The sequence below is a fragment of the Roseateles sp. Mitsp63 genome (assembly GCF_059491535.1).
In genome coordinates this window covers 2,268,373-2,290,250 of sequence record NZ_CP168509.1, presented here as the reverse complement: position 1 = coordinate 2,290,250, position 21,878 = coordinate 2,268,373, and the positions used below count along the sequence as shown (strand labels likewise).

20 protein-coding genes are annotated in these 21,878 nt (G+C 70.2%); 13 read left to right on the top strand and 7 right to left on the bottom strand.

The annotated features are described in order from the left end of the window. Positions 1-173: 173 nt before the first annotated feature. On the top strand, positions 174-1,187 hold the full coding sequence (locus tag ACEN96_RS10145; protein ID WP_495587894.1) for a hypothetical protein: 1,014 nt from the start codon (positions 174-176) through the stop codon (positions 1,185-1,187). A 14-nt stretch (positions 1,188-1,201) separates the two neighbouring features. Here ACEN96_RS10145 and ACEN96_RS10140 read toward each other — a convergent pair whose 3' ends face one another. Continuing rightward, complete coding sequence (locus tag ACEN96_RS10140; RefSeq protein WP_495587893.1) at positions 1,202-1,462, bottom strand: VF530 family protein; 261 nt, start codon at positions 1,460-1,462, stop codon at positions 1,202-1,204. Between the two features lie 506 nt (positions 1,463-1,968). Here ACEN96_RS10140 and ACEN96_RS10135 point away from each other — a divergent pair. Continuing rightward, positions 1,969-2,586 carry a cysteine hydrolase family protein gene (locus tag ACEN96_RS10135; RefSeq protein WP_495587892.1) on the top strand — a complete coding sequence of 206 codons (618 nt, stop codon included), beginning with the start codon at positions 1,969-1,971 and terminating at the stop codon, positions 2,584-2,586. Here the strand turns inward: ACEN96_RS10135 and ACEN96_RS10130 are convergent. After that, on the bottom strand, positions 2,576-3,034 hold the full coding sequence (locus ACEN96_RS10130; protein WP_495587891.1) for a DUF421 domain-containing protein: 459 nt from the start codon (positions 3,032-3,034) through the stop codon (positions 2,576-2,578). The genes ACEN96_RS10135 and ACEN96_RS10130 overlap by 11 nt on opposite strands. Before the next feature lie 118 nt (positions 3,035-3,152). Between ACEN96_RS10130 and ACEN96_RS10125 the strand changes: the two genes are divergently transcribed. The 4 genes from ACEN96_RS10125 (at position 3,153) to bluB (ending at position 5,407) form a co-directional block, all read left to right on the top strand. Further along, the gene (locus ACEN96_RS10125; protein WP_495587890.1) at positions 3,153-3,776 is read left to right on the top strand and encodes a LysE family translocator; all 624 of its coding nucleotides are present in this window, start codon (positions 3,153-3,155) and stop codon (positions 3,774-3,776) included. Between the two features lie 90 nt (positions 3,777-3,866). Beyond that, positions 3,867-4,352 carry a hypothetical protein gene (locus ACEN96_RS10120; protein ID WP_495587889.1) on the top strand — a complete coding sequence of 162 codons (486 nt, stop codon included), beginning with the start codon at positions 3,867-3,869 and terminating at the stop codon, positions 4,350-4,352. Positions 4,353-4,485: 133 nt separating this feature from the next. Further along, positions 4,486-4,734, top strand: coding sequence for a GlsB/YeaQ/YmgE family stress response membrane protein (locus ACEN96_RS10115; protein WP_495587888.1), 249 nt, complete (start codon positions 4,486-4,488; stop codon positions 4,732-4,734). Between the two features lie 22 nt (positions 4,735-4,756). Further along, entirely contained in the window at positions 4,757-5,407 is a 651-nt protein-coding gene (gene bluB, locus ACEN96_RS10110) for a 5,6-dimethylbenzimidazole synthase (RefSeq protein ID WP_495587887.1), read from the top strand. A 7-nt stretch (positions 5,408-5,414) separates the two neighbouring features. Here bluB and ACEN96_RS10105 read toward each other — a convergent pair whose 3' ends face one another. From ACEN96_RS10105 to ACEN96_RS10095, 3 genes are all read right to left on the bottom strand, one after another. Continuing rightward, positions 5,415-6,068, bottom strand: coding sequence for a YceH family protein (locus ACEN96_RS10105; RefSeq protein WP_495587886.1), 654 nt, complete (start codon positions 6,066-6,068; stop codon positions 5,415-5,417). 62 nt (positions 6,069-6,130) lie between these two features. Then, positions 6,131-6,913, bottom strand: a complete 783-nt coding sequence (locus tag ACEN96_RS10100) for an SDR family oxidoreductase (protein WP_495587885.1) — start codon at positions 6,911-6,913, stop codon at positions 6,131-6,133. A 146-nt stretch (positions 6,914-7,059) separates the two neighbouring features. Then, positions 7,060-7,461: an OsmC family protein gene (locus ACEN96_RS10095; RefSeq protein ID WP_495587884.1), complete on the bottom strand. Its 402-nt coding sequence runs from the start codon at positions 7,459-7,461 to the stop codon at positions 7,060-7,062. Between the two features lie 251 nt (positions 7,462-7,712). Between ACEN96_RS10095 and ACEN96_RS10090 the strand changes: the two genes are divergently transcribed. Next, positions 7,713-9,398, top strand: a complete 1,686-nt coding sequence (locus ACEN96_RS10090; protein ID WP_495587883.1) for an electron transfer flavoprotein-ubiquinone oxidoreductase — start codon at positions 7,713-7,715, stop codon at positions 9,396-9,398. Positions 9,399-9,457: 59 nt separating this feature from the next. Here ACEN96_RS10090 and ACEN96_RS10085 read toward each other — a convergent pair whose 3' ends face one another. Then, the gene (locus ACEN96_RS10085) at positions 9,458-10,120 is read right to left on the bottom strand and encodes an FMN-binding negative transcriptional regulator (protein ID WP_495587882.1); all 663 of its coding nucleotides are present in this window, start codon (positions 10,118-10,120) and stop codon (positions 9,458-9,460) included. Between the two features lie 202 nt (positions 10,121-10,322). Here ACEN96_RS10085 and ACEN96_RS10080 point away from each other — a divergent pair, with 202 nt between their 5' ends. The 6 genes from ACEN96_RS10080 to ACEN96_RS10055 all read left to right on the top strand — a co-directional run bounded on the left by ACEN96_RS10080 (position 10,323) and on the right by ACEN96_RS10055 (position 21,036). Further along, positions 10,323-11,069, top strand: coding sequence for a DUF6250 domain-containing protein (locus tag ACEN96_RS10080; RefSeq protein WP_495587881.1), 747 nt, complete (start codon positions 10,323-10,325; stop codon positions 11,067-11,069). 100 nt (positions 11,070-11,169) lie between these two features. Continuing rightward, complete coding sequence (locus ACEN96_RS10075; RefSeq protein WP_495587880.1) at positions 11,170-13,476, top strand: TonB-dependent receptor; 2,307 nt, start codon at positions 11,170-11,172, stop codon at positions 13,474-13,476. Between the two features lie 3 nt (positions 13,477-13,479). Then, complete coding sequence (locus ACEN96_RS10070; protein ID WP_495587879.1) at positions 13,480-16,329, top strand: exo-rhamnogalacturonan lyase family protein; 2,850 nt, start codon at positions 13,480-13,482, stop codon at positions 16,327-16,329. 10 nt (positions 16,330-16,339) lie between these two features. Continuing rightward, the gene (locus ACEN96_RS10065; protein WP_495587878.1) at positions 16,340-18,160 is read left to right on the top strand and encodes a rhamnogalacturonan lyase B N-terminal domain-containing protein; all 1,821 of its coding nucleotides are present in this window, start codon (positions 16,340-16,342) and stop codon (positions 18,158-18,160) included. Further along, positions 18,157-19,005: a rhamnogalacturonan acetylesterase gene (locus ACEN96_RS10060; protein ID WP_495587877.1), complete on the top strand. Its 849-nt coding sequence runs from the start codon at positions 18,157-18,159 to the stop codon at positions 19,003-19,005. The genes ACEN96_RS10065 and ACEN96_RS10060 overlap by 4 nt, the downstream gene beginning before the upstream one ends. A 180-nt stretch (positions 19,006-19,185) precedes the next feature. Further along, entirely contained in the window at positions 19,186-21,036 is a 1,851-nt protein-coding gene (locus tag ACEN96_RS10055) for a multicopper oxidase domain-containing protein (protein ID WP_495587876.1), read from the top strand. On the opposite strand, the gene ACEN96_RS10050 is transcribed toward ACEN96_RS10055, so the two are convergent. After that, complete coding sequence (locus ACEN96_RS10050; RefSeq protein WP_495587875.1) at positions 21,008-21,841, bottom strand: DUF2726 domain-containing protein; 834 nt, start codon at positions 21,839-21,841, stop codon at positions 21,008-21,010. The genes ACEN96_RS10055 and ACEN96_RS10050 overlap by 29 nt on opposite strands. Between the last annotated feature and the right edge of the window lie 37 nt (positions 21,842-21,878).

Below are 21,878 nucleotides of genomic sequence, written 5' to 3'. Positions count from 1 at the left end.
ACCCGGTGCGCCAGTCCTGGTGAACGCTCCTTCGCCCCCTTCCTTTCCCGGCAAACGGGCCAAGGGCGTTTCCTCCCGCGGCAAGCCGCCTTCGATTTCGAACCTGGGGATGGCGATTGCCCTGCTCCTCTCCTACGCTGCAACGCTCGCGTGAGCGGCATCGGGAGGCGCGCATGACGACGACCATCTACACCCATCAGGACCTGATGGAGGACCGCACCGACTTCAACCAATGCGTGCCCGTCATCGCCCATGGCGACTCGTGGGGCTCCTTCGGCTCATTGCCGCCGTGGATCACGGGCAGCCTGTTCAATGCGCTGGACTTCGGCAAGGACGTGGCCGTCGTGAACTACGCGATGCCGGGCCAGCAGCTGCGCGACCTGCCCGATCCGCGCAAGTTCTCCAAGTTCAACCTCGCGATGACGCTGCGCGGCATGCCCGACTGGCGCGCGATGCTGATCTCCGGCGGCGGCAACGACCTCATCGAATGGGTCCGCCGCGGCGAAGGCCACGACATCGCGCAGCGCATCCTGCGCTTCCCGAAGGAGTGGCTCCCGCCCGATCAGGGCCCGACGCGCTACCTGTCGCAGCCAGGCTGGGCCAGCCTGTGCGACGAGCTGCTCCAGGCCTACGTGGCGCTGGGCGCGCTGCGTGACCAGAACTTCGCCGGCATGGACATCGTGACCCACGTCTACGACTACATGACCCCGCGCTTCGCGCCCGCGGTGAACGGCGTGGCAGGACCGTGGCTGGCGCCAAGCTTCCTCGCCGCCGGCATTCCGGACGGCGACTGGCCAGCGGTCGCGCGCGCGCTGGTGGACTGGTTCTTCGACTTCCTCGAGCACCGCGTGAAGACGCGCATCGGCGGCTTCGTCGTGCTGGACACGCGCGGCGGCAGCACGCCCGCCGACCCGGGCTCGACCGGCATCAGCAACGACTGGGCCAATGAAATACACCTGACGGCGGCAGGCTATCGGAAGCTCGCGAAGTCGAGATGCAATCCGACGTTGCAGGCGCGCGCGCAGGCGTGGACGACGGGCGCGACCGCCGGGATCACGGCAGTCATGGACGATGCGCCGAAGGCGATGAAGGCGATGAAGGCCGCGACGGTCGCGAAGACCACGAAGACCGGCAAGACGAAAACGAAGAAGGCCGCCAGGAAGAAGACCGGCGCGAAGCCCGCCTGATCCACGCGCCGCGCTCAGCCACCCGCGTTGCGCCGCCGCTCGCGCAGCATGAACAGGTAGAGCCCCTCGACCTTCTCCCGCGCCCACGGCGTCTTGCGCAGGAACTTCAGGCTGGACTTGATGCTGGGCTCGAAGGCGAAACAGCGCAGCGGGATGCGCTCGTCCAGGCCCGCCCAGCCGTACTCGTCCACCAGCGCAGTGACGATGGCTTCGAGCGTCAGTCCGTGCAAGGGATTGCGCGGCTGCGCCGGGGGCGGAGAGGAGGCGTCGGTCATCGCGCGATTGTCGCTGGAGGAGAAGACGGCCTCCGTACTTCCTCCGCCGCTGGCCCGCCCCCCTCTCCCGCAAGCAGGCGAGGGGGTAAGAGCCGGACGTCGTCGTAGTAAACCCCCTCGCCCCAACGGGGAGAGGGAGGGGAGAGGGGGCTCGTGCCACAGCGCTGCTGCCCTTCGAAGCACCCCCTCTCCCCTGCCCTCTCCCCCTCGCGGGGGGCGAGGGAGTTCTTGCCGGCAGCGCTCGCTCGTTCCTACACCCTCGCCCCAGCGGGGAGAGGGAGGGGAGAGGGGGCTCGTGCCACAGCGCCGCTGCCCTTCGAAGCGCCCCCTCTCCCCTGCCCTCTCCCCCCTCGCGGGGGGCGAGGGAGTTCTTGCGCAAGGCCAGTGCGGACGGCCACGCCCGGTTGCGGGGGCGAGGGAGTTGGCAAGCAGCAGCGCTTGACTCGGTTGCTCTCCCGCAAGCGGGCGAGGCCGCTGACTGGGTATGGCGCTTGCTCCGTGACGCCATGACCACCGCCGCCAATGACCGCGTCCGCACGTCCACCCTCGCGACCTCCCGCCGCGTGCTGCTGCTGGTGGACTTCATCAATCCTCTGCGCTTCGACGGCGCCGAGGCGCTCGCTCCCGCCGCGGTCGAGGCCGCGCGCGCCACCGCCGCGCTCAAGCGCCAGTTCCGCGCCGAGGGCTGGACCACCGTCTACGTCAACGACAACTTCGGCCAGTGGCGCTCCGACGAGTCCGTGCTGATGCGCGAATGCCGGCGCTCCGGCGGCTACGCGGCGCAGCTCGCGCGGCTGCTTCCGCCAGCGAAGGGCGACCTGTTCGTGCTCAAGCCGCGGCATTCGGGCTTCTATCAGACGCCGCTGGCGCTGCTGCTCGACGAGCTCAAGGCCAAGGACCTCGTGATCACCGGACTCGCCGCCGACTACTGCGTCCAGTGCACGGCGATGGACGCCTACGTGCGCGGCCACCGCGTGTGGGTGCCCGGCGATTGCACCGCGGCCGAGTCGCCGCAGCGCAAGGAGACCGCGCTCCAATGGATGAAGGACACCTTGAAGGCACGCATCGAGCCAGCGGCGTCAGGCAAGGGGCGCGTCGCGCCGCGCCGGCGCGTCACCGCTTGACGATGCTGATGCTGCCGTCCGTCTCGAGCACGGCGAGCTTGAGCTCGCTCAAGGCGCAATCGGCCTCGCGCAAGGCCTTCTCCGCATCGGACGGCCCCAGGCGATGACGGCTCAGCACTTCCGGGAACCACTGGCCGTCGCGCCCGATCAGCACCGGGTGGCCTTCGAGCAGCCGCTCCAGCCGCTTGCTGCGCGAGCTGATGAAGCCGAGCAGCCCGTTCATGAAGATCAGGGCCGCCGCCAGGATCCAGGCCCCGAGCACCGAATCGTCCCCGCCGCTGAGCGCATTGCTGACGGCCTCGCTCAGCAGCATCACGACGAGCAGGTCGAAGGGCGTGAACTGCCCGACCGTCCGCTTGCCCGAGACGCGCACCATGACGAAGAGCGCGAAGTAGATCAGCGCCGCCCGCGCGAGCAGCTCCCAGCCATTGACCTGTAGATCGAACATGCGTTGGCATTGGCAAATGCGATGCCTGTCTGCTGCCACGTCCGGACGCCGCGTCATCCCAGAATGCGGCCCGTCATCCGCATGTGCTCCCCCCACCCACGCGCCGCCAAGGATTCCCATGATCGAGCCGACCACGCTGCTGGCCTTCACGCTGCTCAACATGAGCTTCGCCCTCATCCCGGGGCCGGACGTGATGTGCATCCTGACCAATGCCGTGTCGCGCGGCACGCGCGCCGGCGCGCTCGTGTGCGCCGGGATCGCCTGCGCGGCGCTGGTCCACGTGGCGGCCGCTTCGCTCGGGCTGACCGCCTTCTTCGCGGCCGTGCCCACGGCCTTCCTCTTCGTCAAGGCGGTGGGCGCCGCCTACCTGGCGTGGCTCGGCTGGCAGATGCTGCGCAGCCCCTTGTCCCTGGATGTCCAGGTGTCCCGCGGCCGATGGTCCTCACCGTTCGCGCAGGGCGCCGTGTCCAATCTGCTCAACCCGAAGATCGCGCTCTTCTTCCTGGCGGTCATGCCGCAGTTCATCGATCCGGCGCAAGGGCATGCCGGGCTGCAGGCGGCGATCCTGGGCGTCGTCTCCATCGTGTCGGGCACGGCGGTGAATCTCTGCACGGCCGCGCTCGGCGGCCGCGCCAGGCGCTGGCTGGCCAGCCGGCCGTCGCTGTTCCAGCGCTTCCAGCAGTTCGCCGGCGCCGCGCTGATCGGGCTCGGCATCAGGGTGGCGATGGAACGGGCGCGCTGAAGCCGGACCATCAGCTGGACCATCAGCCGGGCGCGGCAGGCGGCATCGCCATCGCGAGCGCCCCCCGCCGGCCGTGATACCTTCATCCGCATGAGCACCGATTTCCCTGACGAAGAACACACGATCATTCAAGAGCCGCGCCTGTGGCGCGACGAGCGCTGGACCGCGACGGTGATCAAGAACGAGGACGACGACGGCTGGGCCGTCGCGATGACGCTGGCCGGCGAGTCCGAACCCGCGCTCGTGGGCCCGTGGACCATGGGCCGCGACAAGAAGAACCCCAAGCCGCTGGATGCCGCCGCCTTCCACACGCTGGTGAAGACCGCGTCCGAGGTGCTGCGCCGGCATGAGCAGCAGCTGCACGCGCAGCTGCACAAGAGCCTCAAGCTGGACACGCCCGCCGGCCGGCTCGAGGTCCTGCTCGACATCGTCCCCGACGAGGACAACCCCTACGCGCTGTTGAGCGCCAGGGACGAGAACGGCGAGCAGGTCGCCCAGGTGCGCGTGCCCGCCAACTTCCGGCTCAGCGAGACCAGCGCCAGCGCGTGGGTCGAGAACGAGTTCAGGAAGCCCTGACGACGCCCGGCTCCCCCACGCAGGGGGTTCCCCCCTTGAGCCCATGACCCCGGCGCCTATCATCGATCGCGACCGCCGCGCCCATGCAGGGCGCGGACCACCCACGAGATCGACCATTCACGAGGGCGCCTCCATGAGCATCGTCTGGACCATCCTGATCGGCTTCGTCGCGGGCCTGATCGCCCGCGCCCTCAAGCCCGGCGACGACTCCGCCGGCTTCATCGTCACGACCCTCATCGGCATCGCCGGGTCGCTGATCGCCACCTACGTGGGCCAGTTCATGGGCTGGTACACCGCCGGGCAAGGGGCGGGCTTCATCGCCTCGGTGATCGGCGCCATCGCGCTGCTGTTCGTCTGGGGACTGATCAAGCGCAAGACCTGAAGGCGGCGCCGACAATGCGGGGATGACGACCTCTGAGCATTGCTTCGACGACACCGAACGCGCCGCCGTCTACCGCGCGATCGCGCTGCGCCGGGACATGCGGCATTTCACGCCCTCCCCGCCCCTCCCCGACGACCAGCTGGAACGGCTGCTCCAGGCCGCGCACGCCGCGCCCTCGGTCGGCCTGATGCAACCCTGGCGCTTCATGCGCCTGAGCACGCCCGCCTGGCGTGAACGGCTGATCGCCATCGTCGAGGCCGAACGCCGCCGCACCGCCGAGGCGCTCGGCGAGCGCGGCGCGGAATTCCTGCGCCTGAAGGTCGAAGGCCTGCGCGATTGCGCCGAGCTGCTCGGCGTGGTGCTCGCGCCCGATGACGGCACGGTCTTCGGCCGGCTGAGCCAGCCGCGCGAGATGGCCTGGTGCTCCGCCGCCTGCGCGGTCCAGAACCTCTGGCTCGCGGCACGCGCCGAGAACCTCGGCCTGGGATGGGTGTCGATGTTCGAGCCCGCGGAACTCGCCCGCGCGCTCGCGCTGCCCGCGGGCGCCGAGCCGCTCGGCCTGCTGTGCCTGGGGCCCGTGCCCCGGTTCTACGACCAGCCGATGCTCGAGGAGACCGGCTGGCGCCACGCGCGCCCGCTCAGCGAGATGCTGATGACCCCGCCATCGCCCTAGCCGGCGATCACGCGATGCCGAGCTCCTGCTGGATCCGCGCCACCGCGGCCTTCAGCTGCTCGAGCTCGGCGCGCAGCGCGGCGATCTCCTCGTCGCGCGCACTGCTGCCCGGCGACACCGGCGGCATCGACGACGAAGAGGTGGACGCCGCAGCCACCGGCAGCGCCGGCTCGCCGCTCAGCAGATGGGCCCAACGCGCCTCGCGCGCGCCCGGCGCCTTCGCCAGCTTCACCGCCAGCGCCGGCTCGCGCGCCGCCAGCTCGTCGAGGAAACCCTCCACCGACGACACGTCCGCGAAACGATGCAGACGCTCGCAGTTGATCCGCAGCTCCGCCGAGGTCTGCGGCCCGCGCAGCATCAGCACCGCCAGCAGCGCCTCCGCCTGCCCCGGGATGCCCAGCACCCGCCGCATGTTGTGCTCGAAGCGCGCCACCCGGCTGCCGCTCACGCTGTTCACCAGGCTCATCGCCTTGAGCTCGTCCAGCACCGCCGCGACGTCCGATTCGCTCGCGTTCATCACCGGATCGCGCGCGGTCTTCTGGTTCACGCCCAGCGTCAGGCTGTTCAGCGACATCGGATAGCTGTCCGGCACGGTGGATTCCTTCTCCACCAGCACCGCCAGCACCCGCGCTTCCAGCGCGCTCAGTTCTCTCACCGCCATCGGGTCTCTCTACTCTCTCTGATCTCGAATCCGTCGAATCCGTCGAATCCCGCGCGCCGCGCTCACACCCCGAAGCCGTCGTCCGCCTGGATGATCGCGCCGTTGATGAAACGGCTTTCCTTGGCGCACAGCATCAGCAGCGTCGTGTCCAGGTCCTGCGGCGTGCCCACGCGCTTGCGCGGCAGCAGTTCCACCAGCTTGCGGCCCTGGTCCGTGGTCCAGTGGTGGTGGTTGATCTCGGTGTCGATGTAGCCCGGGCAGATCGCGTTGACGTTGATGTCGTACTTGCCCCATTCCAGCGCCATCGCCTTGGTCATGTGCACCACCGCCGCCTTGCTCATCGCGTACACGCCGATCTGCGACAGCACCCGCAGCCCCGCCATCGACGCGATGTTGACGATGCGCCCGCCGGTGTAGGTCCCCGGCGCCGCGCCCCGCGCCCGCGCCAGCATCCGCTTGCCCACCTCCTGCGCGACGAAGAACGCGCCGCGCACGTTGGTGTCCATCACGTAGTCGAAGTCCTCCGGCGACACGTCGACCAGCTTCTGCGTCGTGCTCACGCCCGAGTTGTTGATCAGGATGTCCAGCGTCCCGACCTCCGTCTCCGCCCGCGCCACCGCGGCCGCGATGCTCTCCAGGTCGGTGACGTCCATCTGCACCACGTGCGCGTCGCCGCCGCCGGCCTCGATCTCCGCGCGCAGCGCCTTGAGCCGCTCCACGCGTCTGGCCGCCAGCACCACGCAGGCGCCCGACTTGGCCAGCGTCCTGGCGAACTGCGCGCCCAGTCCACTGGACGCGCCCGTGACGAGGGCCACGCGGCCCTCCAGATCGATGCTGTAGCTCATGGCAAGGTCTCTCGCAAAACTTCTCGTGTGACCGGACAAGGTGCCGGCCACGATAGCACGCAAGACCCGGCCCGCGATCAAGCCCGCGCCTTCGCATCCCGCTCCGCCCCGCACCACCCCGCGCCGGGCCCGCTGGCTGAGCCGGCTCAGCCGGCCATCACCGTCTCGATCTCCGTCGTCACCTGCGTCATCAGCTTGTGCACCGGACATTTCGCCGCCACCGCCAGCAGCTGCTGCCGTTCGTCGTCGCTCAGGTCGCCGACGAAGGTCAGCGAGGTCTTGAGCTTGTACACGCCCTGCCGCTCCTGCGACCCGTCGCGCTCCACCTCCACCAGCACGTCCTCCAGCGCCATGCCCTTGCGCTGCGCGTACCACAGCACCGTCAGCGCCTTGCACGCGCCCAGCGCGCTGTCGTAGAGCTCGTGCGGATCGGGGCCGGCATCCTCGCCGCCGCCGGCCACCGGCTGGTCCGCCGTCAGCCGGTGGTCGCGGATGCTCACCGTCTGCCGCATCGGGCCGGTCTTGTCGCGTTGCACGTGAATGCTCATGGGAATCCTCTCGTCGTTGAACGCGGGCCATCCTACGGCGCCCGCCAGCCCCGCGGGAGCCCCCTTCGGGTCGGCCGTGCGCACGCCCGTCCGGCCTCGACGCCCCTCTCTATTTCATAAAAAGCACGACCGTTCTTTTTTTGATTCACACGGCTAGAATGCGCCGCAAACCGCCCCAGCCACACCGCGAGCCGGCCCCGTGCCGCCCCGCGCCGAGGCCAGGCCCCTGACTAGAACGAGCAAGGATGACCATGACCTCCGAAGAACTTGTTGCCCAGTACGGTCCGCGCGACAGCATGGAATACGACGTCGTGGTCGTCGGCGGCGGCCCCGCGGGCCTGTCGACCGCGATCCGGCTCAAGCAGATCGCCGCGGAAAAGGGCCACGAGATCTCGGTGGTGGTGCTCGAGAAGGGCTCGGAGGCCGGCGCCCACATCCTGTCCGGCGCGGTCATGGACCCGCGCGCGCTGACCGAGCTGTTCCCCAACTGGAAGGAGCTCGGCGCCCCGCTGAGCCAGCCCGTCACCGCCGACCAGGTGCTGTTCCTGAGCGAGTCCGGGCACACCGACACGCCGCAGTTCCTGATCCCGGACTGCTTCCACAACGAGGGCAACTACGTCATCTCGCTGGGCAACGTCACGAAGTGGCTGGCGCAGCAGGCCGAGGCGCTGGGCGTGGAGATCTTCGCCGGCTTCGCCGCCGCCGAGGTGGTCTACGACGAGCAGGGCCGCGTCAAGGGCGTGGCCACCGGCAATGTCGGCCTGGGCAAGGACGGCGAGCCGCATGAGGGCTTCCAGCTCGGCATGGAGCTGCATGGCAAGTACACGATCTTCGCGGAGGGCGCGCGCGGCCATCTGGGCAAGCAGCTGATCGCGAAGTTCCAGCTCGACGCCGGCAAGGATCCGCAGGCCTACGGCATCGGCATCAAGGAGCTGTGGGAAGTGCCGGCCGGCCAGGCGCAGCCCGGCCTGGTGGTGCACACCGCCGGCTGGCCGATGGACGGCGAGACCTACGGCGGCGGCTTCCTGTACCACCTCGAGGGCAACAAGGTGACGCTGGGCTTCGTGGTCGGGCTCGACTACAAGAACCCGTGGCTGTCGCCCTTCGAGGAGATGCAGCGCTGGAAGACGCACCCCGCGATCCGCAAACACATCGAGGGCGGCAAGCGGCTGGGCTACGGCGCCCGCGCGATCACCGCCGGCGGCCTGCTGAGCCTTCCGAAGCAGGTGTTCCCGGGCGGCGCGCTGGTCGGCGACGACGCCGGCTACCTGAACGCCGCGCGCATCAAGGGCAGCCATGCGGCGATCAAGTCCGGGATGATGTGCGCCGACGCGATCGCCGAGGCGCTCGCCGCGGGCCGCCAGCTCGACGAGCTGAGCGCCTATCCCGCCGCCTTCGAGCGCAGCTGGCTGCGCGAGGAACTCGATCAATCGCGCAACTTCAAGACCTGGTTCAAGAAGGGCACGGCGGTCGGCACGCTGATGACCGGCATCGAGCAGTGGCTGCTGCCCAAGCTCGGCATGAAGCGCCCGCCGTGGACGGTCCACCGCGACAAGCCCGATCACGCCTACCTGCGTCCCGCGTCGGAGATGCCGAAGATCGACTATCCGAAGCCCGACGGCAAGCTGACCTTCGACCGGCTGTCGTCGGTGTTCGTGTCCAACACGAACCACGAGGAGAACCAGCCCGCGCATCTGACGCTCAAGGACGCGAGCATCCCGGTGAACGTGAACCTGGCCAAGTACGCGGGCCCGGAGAGCCGCTACTGCCCGGCCGGCGTCTACGAGTTCGTGAAGAACGACGACAACACCGAGCGGCTGCAGATCAACGCGCAGAACTGCGTGCACTGCAAGACCTGCGACATCAAGGACCCGACGCAGAACATCGTCTGGGTCACGCCGGAAGGCGGCGGCGGGCCGAACTACGTGAGCATGTGAGCGACGGCGCGCCGCCGTTGCGGCGCGCGGCGTGAAGCCGGCGCGCGATCAGCGCGGGATCAGCGCGGGGAAAGCTCCCTCACCCAGCGCGCCAGCATCTGCTCCTCGAGCGAGCCATGGTGCTCCTGGTGCGCGAGGATGCGTTCGCGCTCGGCAGGGCTGCGGTTCTGGCTGATCTTGGCCTTCATCGTCCAGCGCGCGACCGGGATGCGGAAGCCGACGATCGCGCCCAGCAGCTTGCGCTGGAAATCCTCGGGCAGGCCGCGCCATTGCGCGGCGTAGTCCGGCTCCTGCGTCGCGATCAGGCGCTTGAGCAGCGCGTCCTTGCCGGCCTCGTCGTCGACGACCTGCACGCGCCCATGGACCTGCAGCGTCAGGTAGTTCCACGTGGGCACCGACAGCGGCGTGTCGTAGTGGCTGGGCGAGATGTAGGCGCCGGGGCCGTTGAACTGCACGAGCACCTCGCCCAGGTCCGGCGACGCCAGCGACGCCGCATGCGGATTGGCGCGCGCGAGGTGGCCCTCCAGCCACCAGCCCTCCTCGGCGGAGGCGCCGGCCGGCGCGCCCCAGATCATCGGCACCGGCGTGGCCGACAACCCCTGCGCCGGGTCGATCAGCATCAGCGTGGCGAGCGGATGTTCCTGGATCATCAGCCGTGCGTGCGAGAGATCCGGAAGGTCGAAGTGCTTGGGCGTGTACATCCCGCCGAATGTAGGCCACATCGGCGTTCGCGTGATGAAAGCCGTGCGGGGCAAGCGCGAAATCGGCATGTGGCTCGCGGGATTCCGCATTTGTCCGCGGCCGGGACCGGCCACGATAGTCGGCACCCTCGTGTTGCTGATTCCCGAACCGCCGATGTCCCTCTTGAGCGCGAGCCCGCGCGCCCGCCGTCCCCCCCGAGCGGCCCTGCCATCGAAACGCCTGTTGCGCCACGTCGCCGGGGTCGTGGCCGGCCTGTCCGGCCTGCTTGCCACCGCCGCCCACGGCGCGGACCTGCCCGGCACCGTCCTGGCCTCCGACGACTTCCGCCACGGCACCGGCGCATGGCGCATCGAGCAGCAGTCGCCGCAGACCCGGATCCAGACCGCTGATGGCGAGCTGGACCTGCTCGCGCCGGCCGGCCTGACGCTCTGGTACCGCGAGGCCTTCGCCGGCGACTACGAGATCCAACTCACCGCGACGCCGCTCACGGCGTCGTTCCCGGGCCTGCCGGACCGGCTCTCCGACCTCAACCTGTTCTGGAACGCCACCACCGCCGAGGGCGGCGATCCAGGCGCGCGGCAGGCCGATGGCGCGCTCGGCGCCTACGACGCGCTGCATCTCTACTACCTCGGCTTCGGCGCCAACGGCAACCGCAGCACGCGGCTGCGCCGCTATGACGGCACCGCCGCCCGGCCCCTGGTCGCCGGCTATGCCGAACCGTCGCTGGCCACCGCCGACGACCGGCTCGGCGCGCCGCCCGCCTTCGCCCGTTTGAAGGATGGCCAGGCGGTGCGCCTGCGCATCCAGTCGCGCGCGTCGCCGGGGCACACGGCCGAGCTGCGCGTCTTCGCCGATGACCAGCTGGTGTTCGCCTGGACCGATCCCGCGCCATACCGCCACGGCTGGCTGGCGCTGCGCACCACGGCCAGCCATCTGCGGATCAAGGATTTCCGCGTGCTGCGGCTCTGAACGGCCTCCTCCCGAATTCTTCGCGCCGCTTTGACAACGCTGTCGCCCCTCTCTCCTTTCTCCCCTTTCTCTCCTTTCCACAACAAGAACCCAGGCACCGATGATTCCCGTCCCCTCCCTTTCGCGTCCCCCGCTGGGCGCGGCCCTCTGCGCCGCCGGCCTGCTGCTGGGCGGCCCCGCCGCGCACGCCGCCGCGTCCGATGACAACGCCAAGGCCGGCGCCAACAACACCGCCAACAGCACCGCCAGCAGCGCCGCCAACGGCGCGGCGACCAACTCCGCCAACGTCACCGAACTCGACGCGGTGCAGGTCACCGGCCGCGCCAAGAAGGAACAGCATCCGCAGCGCCCCGCCACGGCCGTCTCGCGCGTGCGCGGCGAGTCGCTGGCCGAGCTGCACGTCGAGGACATCCAGGACCTGCAGTACGTGGTGCCCGGCCTCTACATCCAGAGCACGGACTCGAACGACACGCAGCTCACGATCCGCGGCGTGGGCGACGGCGGCGGCCAGACCAGCGGCGACCAGAACATCGGCATGCCCAGCAGCGTCGCGACCTATGTCGACAACGTCTACTTCCCGCGGCCGGGCATCATCCGCTCGCTGACCGACATCGACTACGTCGATGTGTTCAAGGGCCCCAGCGGCACCGTGTTCGGCCAGAACGCGACCGGCGGCGCGATCGACATCCACACCAAGGGGCCCTCCTTCCAGCGCGAGGGCGCGGTCAGCGTCTCGTACGCGGAGCGCAACACGTCCAAGCTGACCGCCGCGCTGTCGGCGCCGCTCAGCGACACCGCCGCCTACCGCGTCACGGCGCTGTACGCGCACAGCGACGGCGCGGTGAAGAACCTCGCCGACGGCGGCCACATCAATGGCTACGAGCGCAAGGGCCTGCGCGCGCAGGTCCTGTTGCGGCCCAGCGCCAGCTTCGAACTGAAGCTGACCGCGGACTACGGCGCCGAATCGGCCACGCCGGCCCGCGTCTACAAATCGGTGGCGGACAGCTTCCCGGCGACGGCGCGCAAGATCGGCGCGAGCTACGTGGCCGGCGGCCGCGAGACCATCGTCGACGACGTCACCACCACCGCCGCCGAGCAGGGCGGCGTGTCCGCCGAGGCCAACTGGAAGCTGGACGGCGGCTACAAGCTCCGGTCGGTCACCGCCTGGCGCCACTACCGTTACGTGCCCCATTACGCCGACGAGCTGAGCGTGCGCATCTACGCCGACAGCGGCACGGCGGTGGACGATTCGACCTTCACCCAGGACCTGCGGCTGGAATCGCCGCGCGGCGAGTTCTTCGACTACGTCCTCGGCCTGAGCTACTTCCGCGACAACCAGGACACCGAGGCCCACACCCGCTACGCCAGCACCGACATCGTCAACACCTATGCGGGCAACGGCTTCAAGGGGCTGGACATCGTCCGCAACGGCCACCTGGAGGATGAGATGAGCTCGGCCTACGGCCGCGCCACCGTCCATCTGAACGAGCGCCTGGACCTGCAGTTCGGCGCGCGCGCCACCTACAGCGATCGGGACGCGAGCTTCGTGCGGCGCAACCGCGCCGCCTTCGACTCCGGCGACCTGCGCGTGCACAAGGTGCTGCCCTCGGCGTCCGCGAGCCTGAAGCTCCAGATCAACGACGACTGGAGCAGCTATCTGTCCTACGGCTACGGCCGCAAGGCCGGCGGCATCAACGTGTCCGCGGGCGCCGCGAAGAAGGCCGGTCTCGACACGCTGCTGCTCAAGCCCGAGACCACGCGCAACCTGGAGATCGGCGTGATCGGCGCGCTGGTGCCGGACCGGCTGACGCTGCAGGCCGACGTGTTCCGCACCCAGGTGAGCGATTTCCAGACCCAGGCCTGGGACGACGCCAACGCGACCAGCTACCTGATGAACGCGGGCGACTACCGCAGCCAGGGCGTGGAAGTGGCGCTGCGGGCGCAGCCGCTGGAGCGGCTGGACGTGGTGCTGAGCGGTATCGTCAACGATGCGCGCTACACCGACTACCGCCGCGCGCTGTGCCCGCCCGAGGTCACCGCCAGCTTCTGCGACCTCACCGGCCAGCGCGTCTTCAACGCGCCCAAGCAGGTCGTCGCGCTGTCGGCGCGCTACAACTGGTCGCAGGGCGATTTCAAGCCCTATGCCTCCGCGCGCTACACCTACCGCGGCTGGACCTACGGCTCGGTCGACAACTCGGCGTCCGCGCGCGTGCCGGGCTATGGCCTGGCGGCCTTCACGCTCGGCGTGAAGCGCCCTGGCGCCAGCGGCGACTGGGATGCGGCGCTGTGGATCACGAACGCCTTCAACAAGCTGTACTACACCCGGCTGAACGGCGGCAGCACGGTGATCGGCTATGTCGGCGATCCGCGCACCGTCGGCGTCACGCTGGGCTACGCCTTCCGCTGAGCCATGCAGATCCGCCGACGCCATCTGCTGCAGGTGCCCGCCGCGCTGGCGCTGTCCAGCGCCGCGAGTGCCGCGAGCGCCGCAGCCGCGCCCGCCGAGCTCGCCGCGGCCCGGGGCTCGTCCACCGACAGGGACGCCGAGGGGGGGCCCTCCGCGTCTGAGCCTTTGCCCCTCGATCTCGATCCCCTGGCGCTGCGCTGGCTGGACGGCCCGGCGCCGCCCGGGCACGCCGGCGTCGCCTGGGGCTGGCCGTGGCCGCGCGGCCAGGTCCGGCGCGGCCAGGCCTTCGCGCTGCGCGACGGCGAAGGCCGGCTCCACGCCCTGCAGGCCTGGCCGCTGGCCTGGTGGCCCGACGGCACGGTGAAGTGGTCCGGCCATGCGCTGCCGCCCGCCCTGAGGCCGCCGGGCGAGGCCGCCAAGGCCTGGCGCGTCGTCGCGCTGCCGCCCGGCCAGACGGCGCCCTCGTCCATCGCGCCGCTGCGCGTGGAAGAGACCGCCGGCGCGGTGATCGTCGATACCGGCGTCATCCGCTGCACCGTGCCGCGCCGCGGCGACACGCTGGTGGCCTCGATCACGCGCGGCGGCGTGGAGATCCTGCGCGAGCTGCGCCTGGTCGCCGATGCCGACGACGCGCCTGATGACGAAGGACCGGCGCGCCGCACGCGGCGCAGCCGCGGCGAGGTGGAGACCGTCGACATCGAGCAGCGCGGGCCGCACCGCGCGGTGCTGCGGCTGCGCGGCCGTCACCGCGCGCTCGCGGACGCCGCCACGGAGACCGACCCCGCTGCCGATGCCGGCGCGCGCGCGTGGCTGCCTTTCGACCTGCGGCTCTACCTGCACGCCGGCGGCGACGCGCTGCGGATCATGCACAGCTGGGTCTTCGACGGCGATCCGCAGCGCGACTTCCCGCGCGGCCTCGGCCTGATCGCCGACGTGCCGCTGCGCGACCCGCTGCACGACCGCCACCTGCGCTTCGCCGGCGCGGCCGAGGGCCCGGACGCGGGCCTGTGGGCCGAGGCCGTGCGCGGCCTCACCGGCCTGCGCCGCGATCCCGGCGCCGAGGTGCGCGCCGCGCAGCTCGAGGGCCGCGCCTGTCCGCCCGACAGCACCTGGCAGCGGACGGTGCGCGAGCTCCAGGACCACATTCCCGCCTGGGGCGACTTCAGCCTCACGCAGCGCTCGCCCGATGCCTTCCAGATCCGCAAGCGCACGCGGCCGGGCCACACCTGGATCCATGCCGCCGACGGTGCGCGCGCCGCCGGGCTTGGCTACGTGGGCGGCCCGGGCGGCGGCCTGGCCTTCGGCCTGCGCGACTTCTGGCAGCGCCATCCCACCCAGCTGGAGGTGCGCGGCGCCCACACCGGCGTGGCCCAGGTGCGGCTGTGGTGGCACAGCCCCGACGCGCCGGCGATGGACCTGCGGCCGTATCACGATGGCCTCGGCCAGGACACCTTCGAGCAGCAGCGCCAGGGCCTGGAGGTGACCTACGAGGACTACGAACCCGGCTTCGACAGCGCCGTCGGCGTGGGCCGCAGCCACGAGATCACGCTCTTCGCGCTGGCCGCGACACCGGCGCGCGAGCGCCTGCTGCAGTTGGCCTGGCTGGTGCAGACGCCGCCGCAACCGGCCGCCGCCCCGCGCCGCTACCTGGACACGCAGGTCTTCGGCCCGCTGTGGTCCCTGCCCGACCGCGGCACGCCGGCCAAGGCCGCGATCGAGGACCGGCTCGACAGCCTCTTCGATTTCTACCGGCGCGAGGCGGAGCAGCGCCGCTGGACCGGCTTCTGGGACCACGGCGACATCCGCCACACCTACGACGAGGATCGCCACGAGTGGCGCTACGACGTGGGCGGCTTCGCCTGGGACAACTCGGAGCTCTCGCCCGACCTGTGGCTCTGGTACGCCTTCCTGCGCAGCGGGCGGGCCGACATCTTCCGCTTCGCCGAGGCGATGGTGCGCCACACCAGCGAGGTCGACACCTACCACCTCGGCCGCTTCCAGGGCCTGGGCACGCGGCACGGCGTGCTGCACTGGAGCGACAGCGCCAAGCAGCTGCGCATCAGCACCGCCGCGTACCGGCGCCACTACCACTACCTCACCGCCGACGAGCGCATCGGCGACGTGCTGCACGCCCTGCGCGAGGCCGATCGCACGCTGATCACGCTCGACCCCGGCCGCAAGCTGGGCAAGCGCCCGGTGGACGCCGGCGACGGCCTGCTGGGCGTGGGCACCGACTGGGGCGCGCTGCTGGCCAACTGGCTCACCGAATGGGAACGCAGCGGCGACCCGCGCTGGCGCGACCGCATCCGCCGCGGCATGGCCAGCGTGGCCGCGATGCCGCAGGGCTTCTTCAGCGCCGCCACGGCGGGCTACGAACTCGAGACCGGCGCGCTGATCGACGTGTCGGGCGGGCGCGTCGGCGCGAGCCACCTGAGCGCGGTGTTCGGGCTGGCGGAGATGGCCGCCGACCTGATCGCGCTGGTCGACGTGCCGGGCTTCGAGGACGCGTGGCTGCGGTACTGCGTGCTCTTCAACGCGCCGGTCGAGGAACAGCGCCGCGCGCTCGGCGCGCCGCATGGCGGCGGCGGCGCGCTCCGCGTGGGGCACTCGCGCCTGACCGCCTATGCCGCCTGGCGCCGCCGTGATCCGGCGCTGGCCCGGCGCGCCTGGCGCGAGTTCCTGGGCGATTCGCGCCGCGGCCCGCTGGAGACCCGGCGCGTCGCCGGGGCCGCCGCGCTGCGGCCGGTCGTCGAGGCACCCGGGCTCAGCACCAACGAGGCCGCGCAATGGGCGCTGGCCGCGATCCAGAACCTCGCCCTGATCGGCGAGGCCCTTCCCGAGGCGTCTTCCTGAAGGAGCAAGCATGTTGAATCCCCGATCCTGGCGCGCCTGGCTGGCGCGCGCCGCCGTCGCCGCGAGCGCGCTCGCCCTGCCCCATGCGGCGATGGCCGCGTTCAGCCTCACCACGCGCTGGGACAGCGGCAACGCGTCCAAGGTGCAGTACGAGGTGGACACCGATGCCGGCCTGGTCCTGCGGGTCATGGCCTATGACAACGGCGCCAGCACGCAGTCCGCGGGCGACATCTCCAGCCTCGTCTACCGCGGCGTCCAGTACCAGGACCAGACGCGCGGCTCCCAGCTCAACTCGGGCTTCGACGCGCTGTACAGCAATGTCTCGGCGGTGAGCGTCTCGGCCGAGATGCTGTCCGCCAGCGGCGCTCCGACGCCGGCCTCGACGGCGCGGGACGGCACGCTCACGGGCGGGGCGTACATCAGGATCACGGTCACCAGCAACAGCAGCAAGGGCGGGTGGCTCAAGCACTACTACCTGATCAAGGCGGGCGAGCCCCGCGTCTACATGGCCACCTATTTCAGCGAGGAGCCCGACACGCTGGGCATGGTGCGCTACATCGTGCGCGTGCCCATCGGCGCGCTGTCCAGCGGGCCGCCGGCCGGCGTTCCGGGCGGGCAGACCAGCGACGGCACGTGGCCGCAGGACCTGCGCGGCACCGACACCACGGTGGAGTCCGGTGACGTGTTCGGCTTCTCCGCGAGCAGCGCCTCGGCGGGCCAGACGCGCTCCAAGCATTACGCCAATCAGCGGCTGAAGGACTGGTCCTACTTCGGCGGCCGCAACAGCGCCGGCACCGTCGGCCTGTGGATCTACCGCGACGGCCAGGAAGGCGGCTCGGGCGGCCCGTTCTATCGCAGCCTGCTCAACCAGATCACCGCCACCACCAACGAGCTGACCTACATCGTCAACTACGGCGAGAGCCAGACCGAGGCCTTCCGGCTTGGCGTGCTCAATGCCTACACGCTGATCTTCACCGACGGCAGCGCCCCGGCCGCGCCCGACACCAGCTGGTTCTCCGTGGCAGGGCTGCAAGGCTACGTGCCGCCGTCCGGCCGCGGCGGCATCGCCGGCGTGGGCTTGACGGGCACCGTCGCGGGCAATGCCTACACCGTCGGATTCGCCAACGGCCAGGCGCAGTACTGGACCTCGGCCGACCTGGCCAACCGCGGCTTCTTCAAGTCCACCGGCATGCTGCCCGGCGCCTACACGCTCACCGTCTACAAGAACGAGCTGGCGGTCTACAGCACCAGCGTGCAGGTCGCCGCCGGGAGCACCGCCTCGCTGAACACCATCGCGATCGACGACGATCCGCAGGCCGCTGCCGCGGTGTGGCGCATCGGCCGCTGGGACGGCGCGCCCACTGAGCTGCGCAACGGCGACAAGGTCACGTCGATGCATCCCTCCGATACGCGGCTGGCGAGTTGGTCGCCCGGGGTCTTCACCGTGGGGGGCTCGGCCGACACGGCGTTCCCGGCGTATCTCTGGCGTGACGTGAACAGCGGCCAGGTCGTGCGCTTCAACCTGACCAGCGCCCAGCTCAAGGACGCGACGCTGCGCATCGGCATCACGACGGCGAAGGCCAACGGTCGGCCCGCGATCAGCGTCAACAGCTGGAGCTCGGACACGCCGGCGGCCTCGACGCAGCCGACGACGCGCACGCTCACGGTCGGGACCTATCGCGGCAACAACACCACCTACCGCTTCGCGATCCCCGCGAGCGCGCTGGTCGCCGGCACCAACACGCTGACGATCAACGTCGCCGGCGGCGGCTCGGCCACTGGTTATCTGAGCCCCTCGTTCGCGGTCGACGCGATCGACTTCCTCCAATGAGCGCGCGATCCCTCGGGCCGCGGCGGCGGACCCTGCTGGCGCTGGCGGCGCTGCTGGGGCCGGCGTCATGGCGCTCGCTTCTGGCGGGCGGATCGCCCGGACCCGCCGCCGGGCCGGGTATCGCGCCCGATCGCAAGACCACGGTGTTCGTCGTCGGCGATTCCACCGTGCGAAGCGCCGGCCGCAACGGTCAATGGGGATGGGGCGAGCGGCTCGCGCCATGGTTCGATCCCGGCGAGGTGGCGGTGGCCAATCATGCGATGGCCGGACGAAGCAGCCGCAGCTTCCTGCGCGAAGGACGCTGGGCCGCGGTGCGCTCGCTGCTGCGGCCGGGCGACACGGTGCTGATCCAGTTCGGCCACAACGACGTCGGCCGCGTCGGCGATCCCGCCGCCAAGCAGCGCGGCGTGCTGCCGGGGATCGGTGACGAGACCGCGGAGGAAGCGCTGCCCGAAGGCGGCGTCGAGCAGGTGCGCAGCTTCGGCGCCTATCTCACGGAGTACCTGCGCGACGCGCGGGCCGCCGGCGCGGTGCCTGTCATCGTCTCGCCGGTGCCGCACCGCGACCGCTGGCGGGACGGCGTCGACTTCGCCGACGTTGGTGCCTGGGGCCGGGAGGTGACGCGGCGCGAGGGTGGCCTGTTCATCGATCTCACCCGGGCCGTCACCACGGCCTACCGGGCGCTCGGCGAGGCCGAGGTCGACCGGCTCTTCGCCGATGCCAACACCCACACCAACGACGCCGGGGCGACGCTCAATGCCGCCTGCGTCGCGGCGCTGCTCAGGGCCTTGCCGCCCGCGGCGGCGGTCCCCCGCCCGCGGGCGGAACCCGGCACTGCTTCTTGAGCGCCGCGCGCCTCACGCGCCGACCTCGGACGCCTTCGATTCGACCAGCCTCCTGACCGCCGAGGGCAAGCAAGGCCCGGCTCAAATCCGCGCGGCACGCAGGGTCGCTGCGCGTTGCCATTGACCTTGCCCCAGTGGCAAGGTCGACAGTGCCGTCTTCTGCCGTCAGGGAGAACGACGATGCTCGTGCAGCCGATCGACCATTTCCTCGTCGCCTGGTTCGCGGTGGCGGCGCTTTCCACCGGCTACGTCGCCTGGGACCAGTTCCGCCACAACCCGGAACCGGTGGTCATGAAATGGGGCTTCGTGCTGGTCACCGCATACATGGGCCCGATCGGGCTGCTGCTGTACGTGATGGCCGACAAGGAGCCTCGCCCCGGCGAACACGAGGCGTTCATCCAGCCGCTGTGGAAGCAAGGCGCCGGCTCGACCATCCACTGCGTGGCCGGGGACGCCACCGGCATCATCCTCGCGGCGGCGGTCACGGCCTCGCTGGGCCTGCCGATGTGGCTGGACCTGATCGTCGAGTACCTCGCGGGCTTCGCGTTCGGCCTGTTCATCTTCCAGTCCCTGTTCATGAAGAACATGATGGGCGGCAGCTACTGGCAGAACGTGCGCCAGTCCTTCATGCCCGAGTTCATCAGCATGAACGCGATGATGGCCGGCATGGCGCCGGTGATGACGCTGCTGATGATGGGCCGCGACATGCGCGCGATGGACCCCGCGGAACTGCTGTTCTGGGGCGTGATGTCCTTCGGCGTGATCGCCGGCTTCGCCGTCGCCTATCCGGTCAACGTCTGGATGGTGTCGCGCGGCATGAAGCACGGGTTGATGACCGAGCGCGCCGGGCAGCGCGGCCATGGGGCGCACGGCGCTCACGAGGCTCACGGAGCTCATCATGGACAGGCCGGCCACGGCATGCGGCCCGACGTCACCCGCCCGCAGGTGGCCGCGGTGACGATCACCACCGCGTTGATGCTGATGGCCGGCATGACGATGCCCTCGCTGTTCGTCAACATGCGCCTGTCCGCGCGGGAGGTGGGCGGCGCCATCATGCCGCCGGGAATGATCATGGGATGGGACACGCCGGGCGAGGCCATGCGCGACATGGCGGCCGTGCATCCGCGCGACGTGCGTGCGGTCGCATCGCCCGACGCGCGGGGCGACCGGATGCTGCAGCCGCGGCTCGAGCAAGGCGTCAAGGTGTTCGAGCTCGACACCGCGGTGGTGCGATGGCACATCCTGCCGGACCAGCGGGTCGAGGGTTACGCGTTCAACGGCCAGATCCCGGGGCCGCGCTTGCGCTTCACCGAAGGGGACCGCGTGCGCATCAAGGTGACGAACCGGCTGCCGGAGTCCACCACGGTGCACTGGCACGGCCTGATCCTGCCCAACGCGATGGATGGGCCGGCGAACATCACCCAGGCGCCGATTCCGCCGGGCGGCAGCCATGTCTATGAGTTCACCGCGGAGCAGGCTGGAACCTTCTTCTATCACTCCCATGACCATGCCGACCGGCAACAGGCGCTCGGGCTGTACGGGGCGCTGATCATCGATCCCAAGGACCCGGCCGCCGAGCCGGGGGCCGACCACGAGTACGTGCTGCAGCTGCAGGAATGGCTGGCGCGCGAGGGGCTGACCTATCCGGCGATGCCGATGGAGGGCGGGCTGCCGAACTACTTCACCATCAACGGCAAGGCCTACCCCGCCACCGACACGGTGCGCATGAAGGTGGGAGAGACCATCAAGCTGCGCTTCATCGGCACCAACAACGGCTTCGTGCACCCGATGCACGTGCACGGCGGGCCGTTCACGGTGGTGGCGCGCGATGGCATGGCGCTGCCGGCGGGCGCGCGTTTCGACGCGGACACGGTCAACGTCGGGCCGGGTCAGCGCTACGACGTGATCTGGAAGGCGCGCCGGCCAGGCAAGTGGCTGGTGCACTGCCACATCCCCCACCACACGACCAACAACAACGTCGAGCATCAGGGTGGTGGCGGTCTCATGATGGTGATGGAGGTGAGCGGCTGAGCCCACCAGCCTCACGACATCGCCCCGATGAAAAAGCCCCCTCAGCTTCGCTCGCCGACGCCTGTTCAAGAGAGGCCCGCAGGTCCCTGTCGTCGGGGATGTTCACGAATCTAAGCACGCGATATCCGGCCCGCCCCAGCACCGCATCTCGCGCCGCGTCTTTCGCTGCCTTCCTCGCATGGCTGGCATCGTCCAGTTCGATCACCAGCAGAGGCACGAACGCTTTCGAGCAAACCACGAAGTCAATGACTTTGCGGTCGAACGTAGCTCTGCTCTGGGCGGTCGGCGCCTTCAACAACGCCGACATCGCCACCTGTGCCAACACGATCTGTTCCGGGAAGGCCGTCTGCAGGCGAAAGAACATGGACTGTTCGCGGGCAGTCAGGGGGTCGCGGGCCGTGATCGGATCGCCTCCGTTCGTGGTCCTTGGACGGCTAGCACCCATCTTGATGCCGCCGAGAAGCAGTCCCACGACAAGCAGGCCTGCCAAGAGAACAAGAAAGATTGAAAAGGACATCGCCAGGAACTCCTTCGGGGCTTTGAACCCATTTCGACCCCAGCGAAGTGCCTCGGCAACGGTGATCGGATCAACCGGCTCGTGCCCGAGGGCGACAGCCGTTGTCGTGAGAAGGCAGTGATGACACAAGCCCAGCCATGCAGCGTTCCGCTGAACTTCAACGACCTGATGGCCTTCCGGCTCGCACGCGCATCCGCTCGCAAGTCCGCAACGGTAGGTTGTCGCCTTGTAACGCCGCTTCGCGAAGCCATCGCGGCCTGCGTATTGCGGTGCGTACGTCGCCAACATAAGCCACCGCCGCCGCCCACATACGTCGCATCAAAGT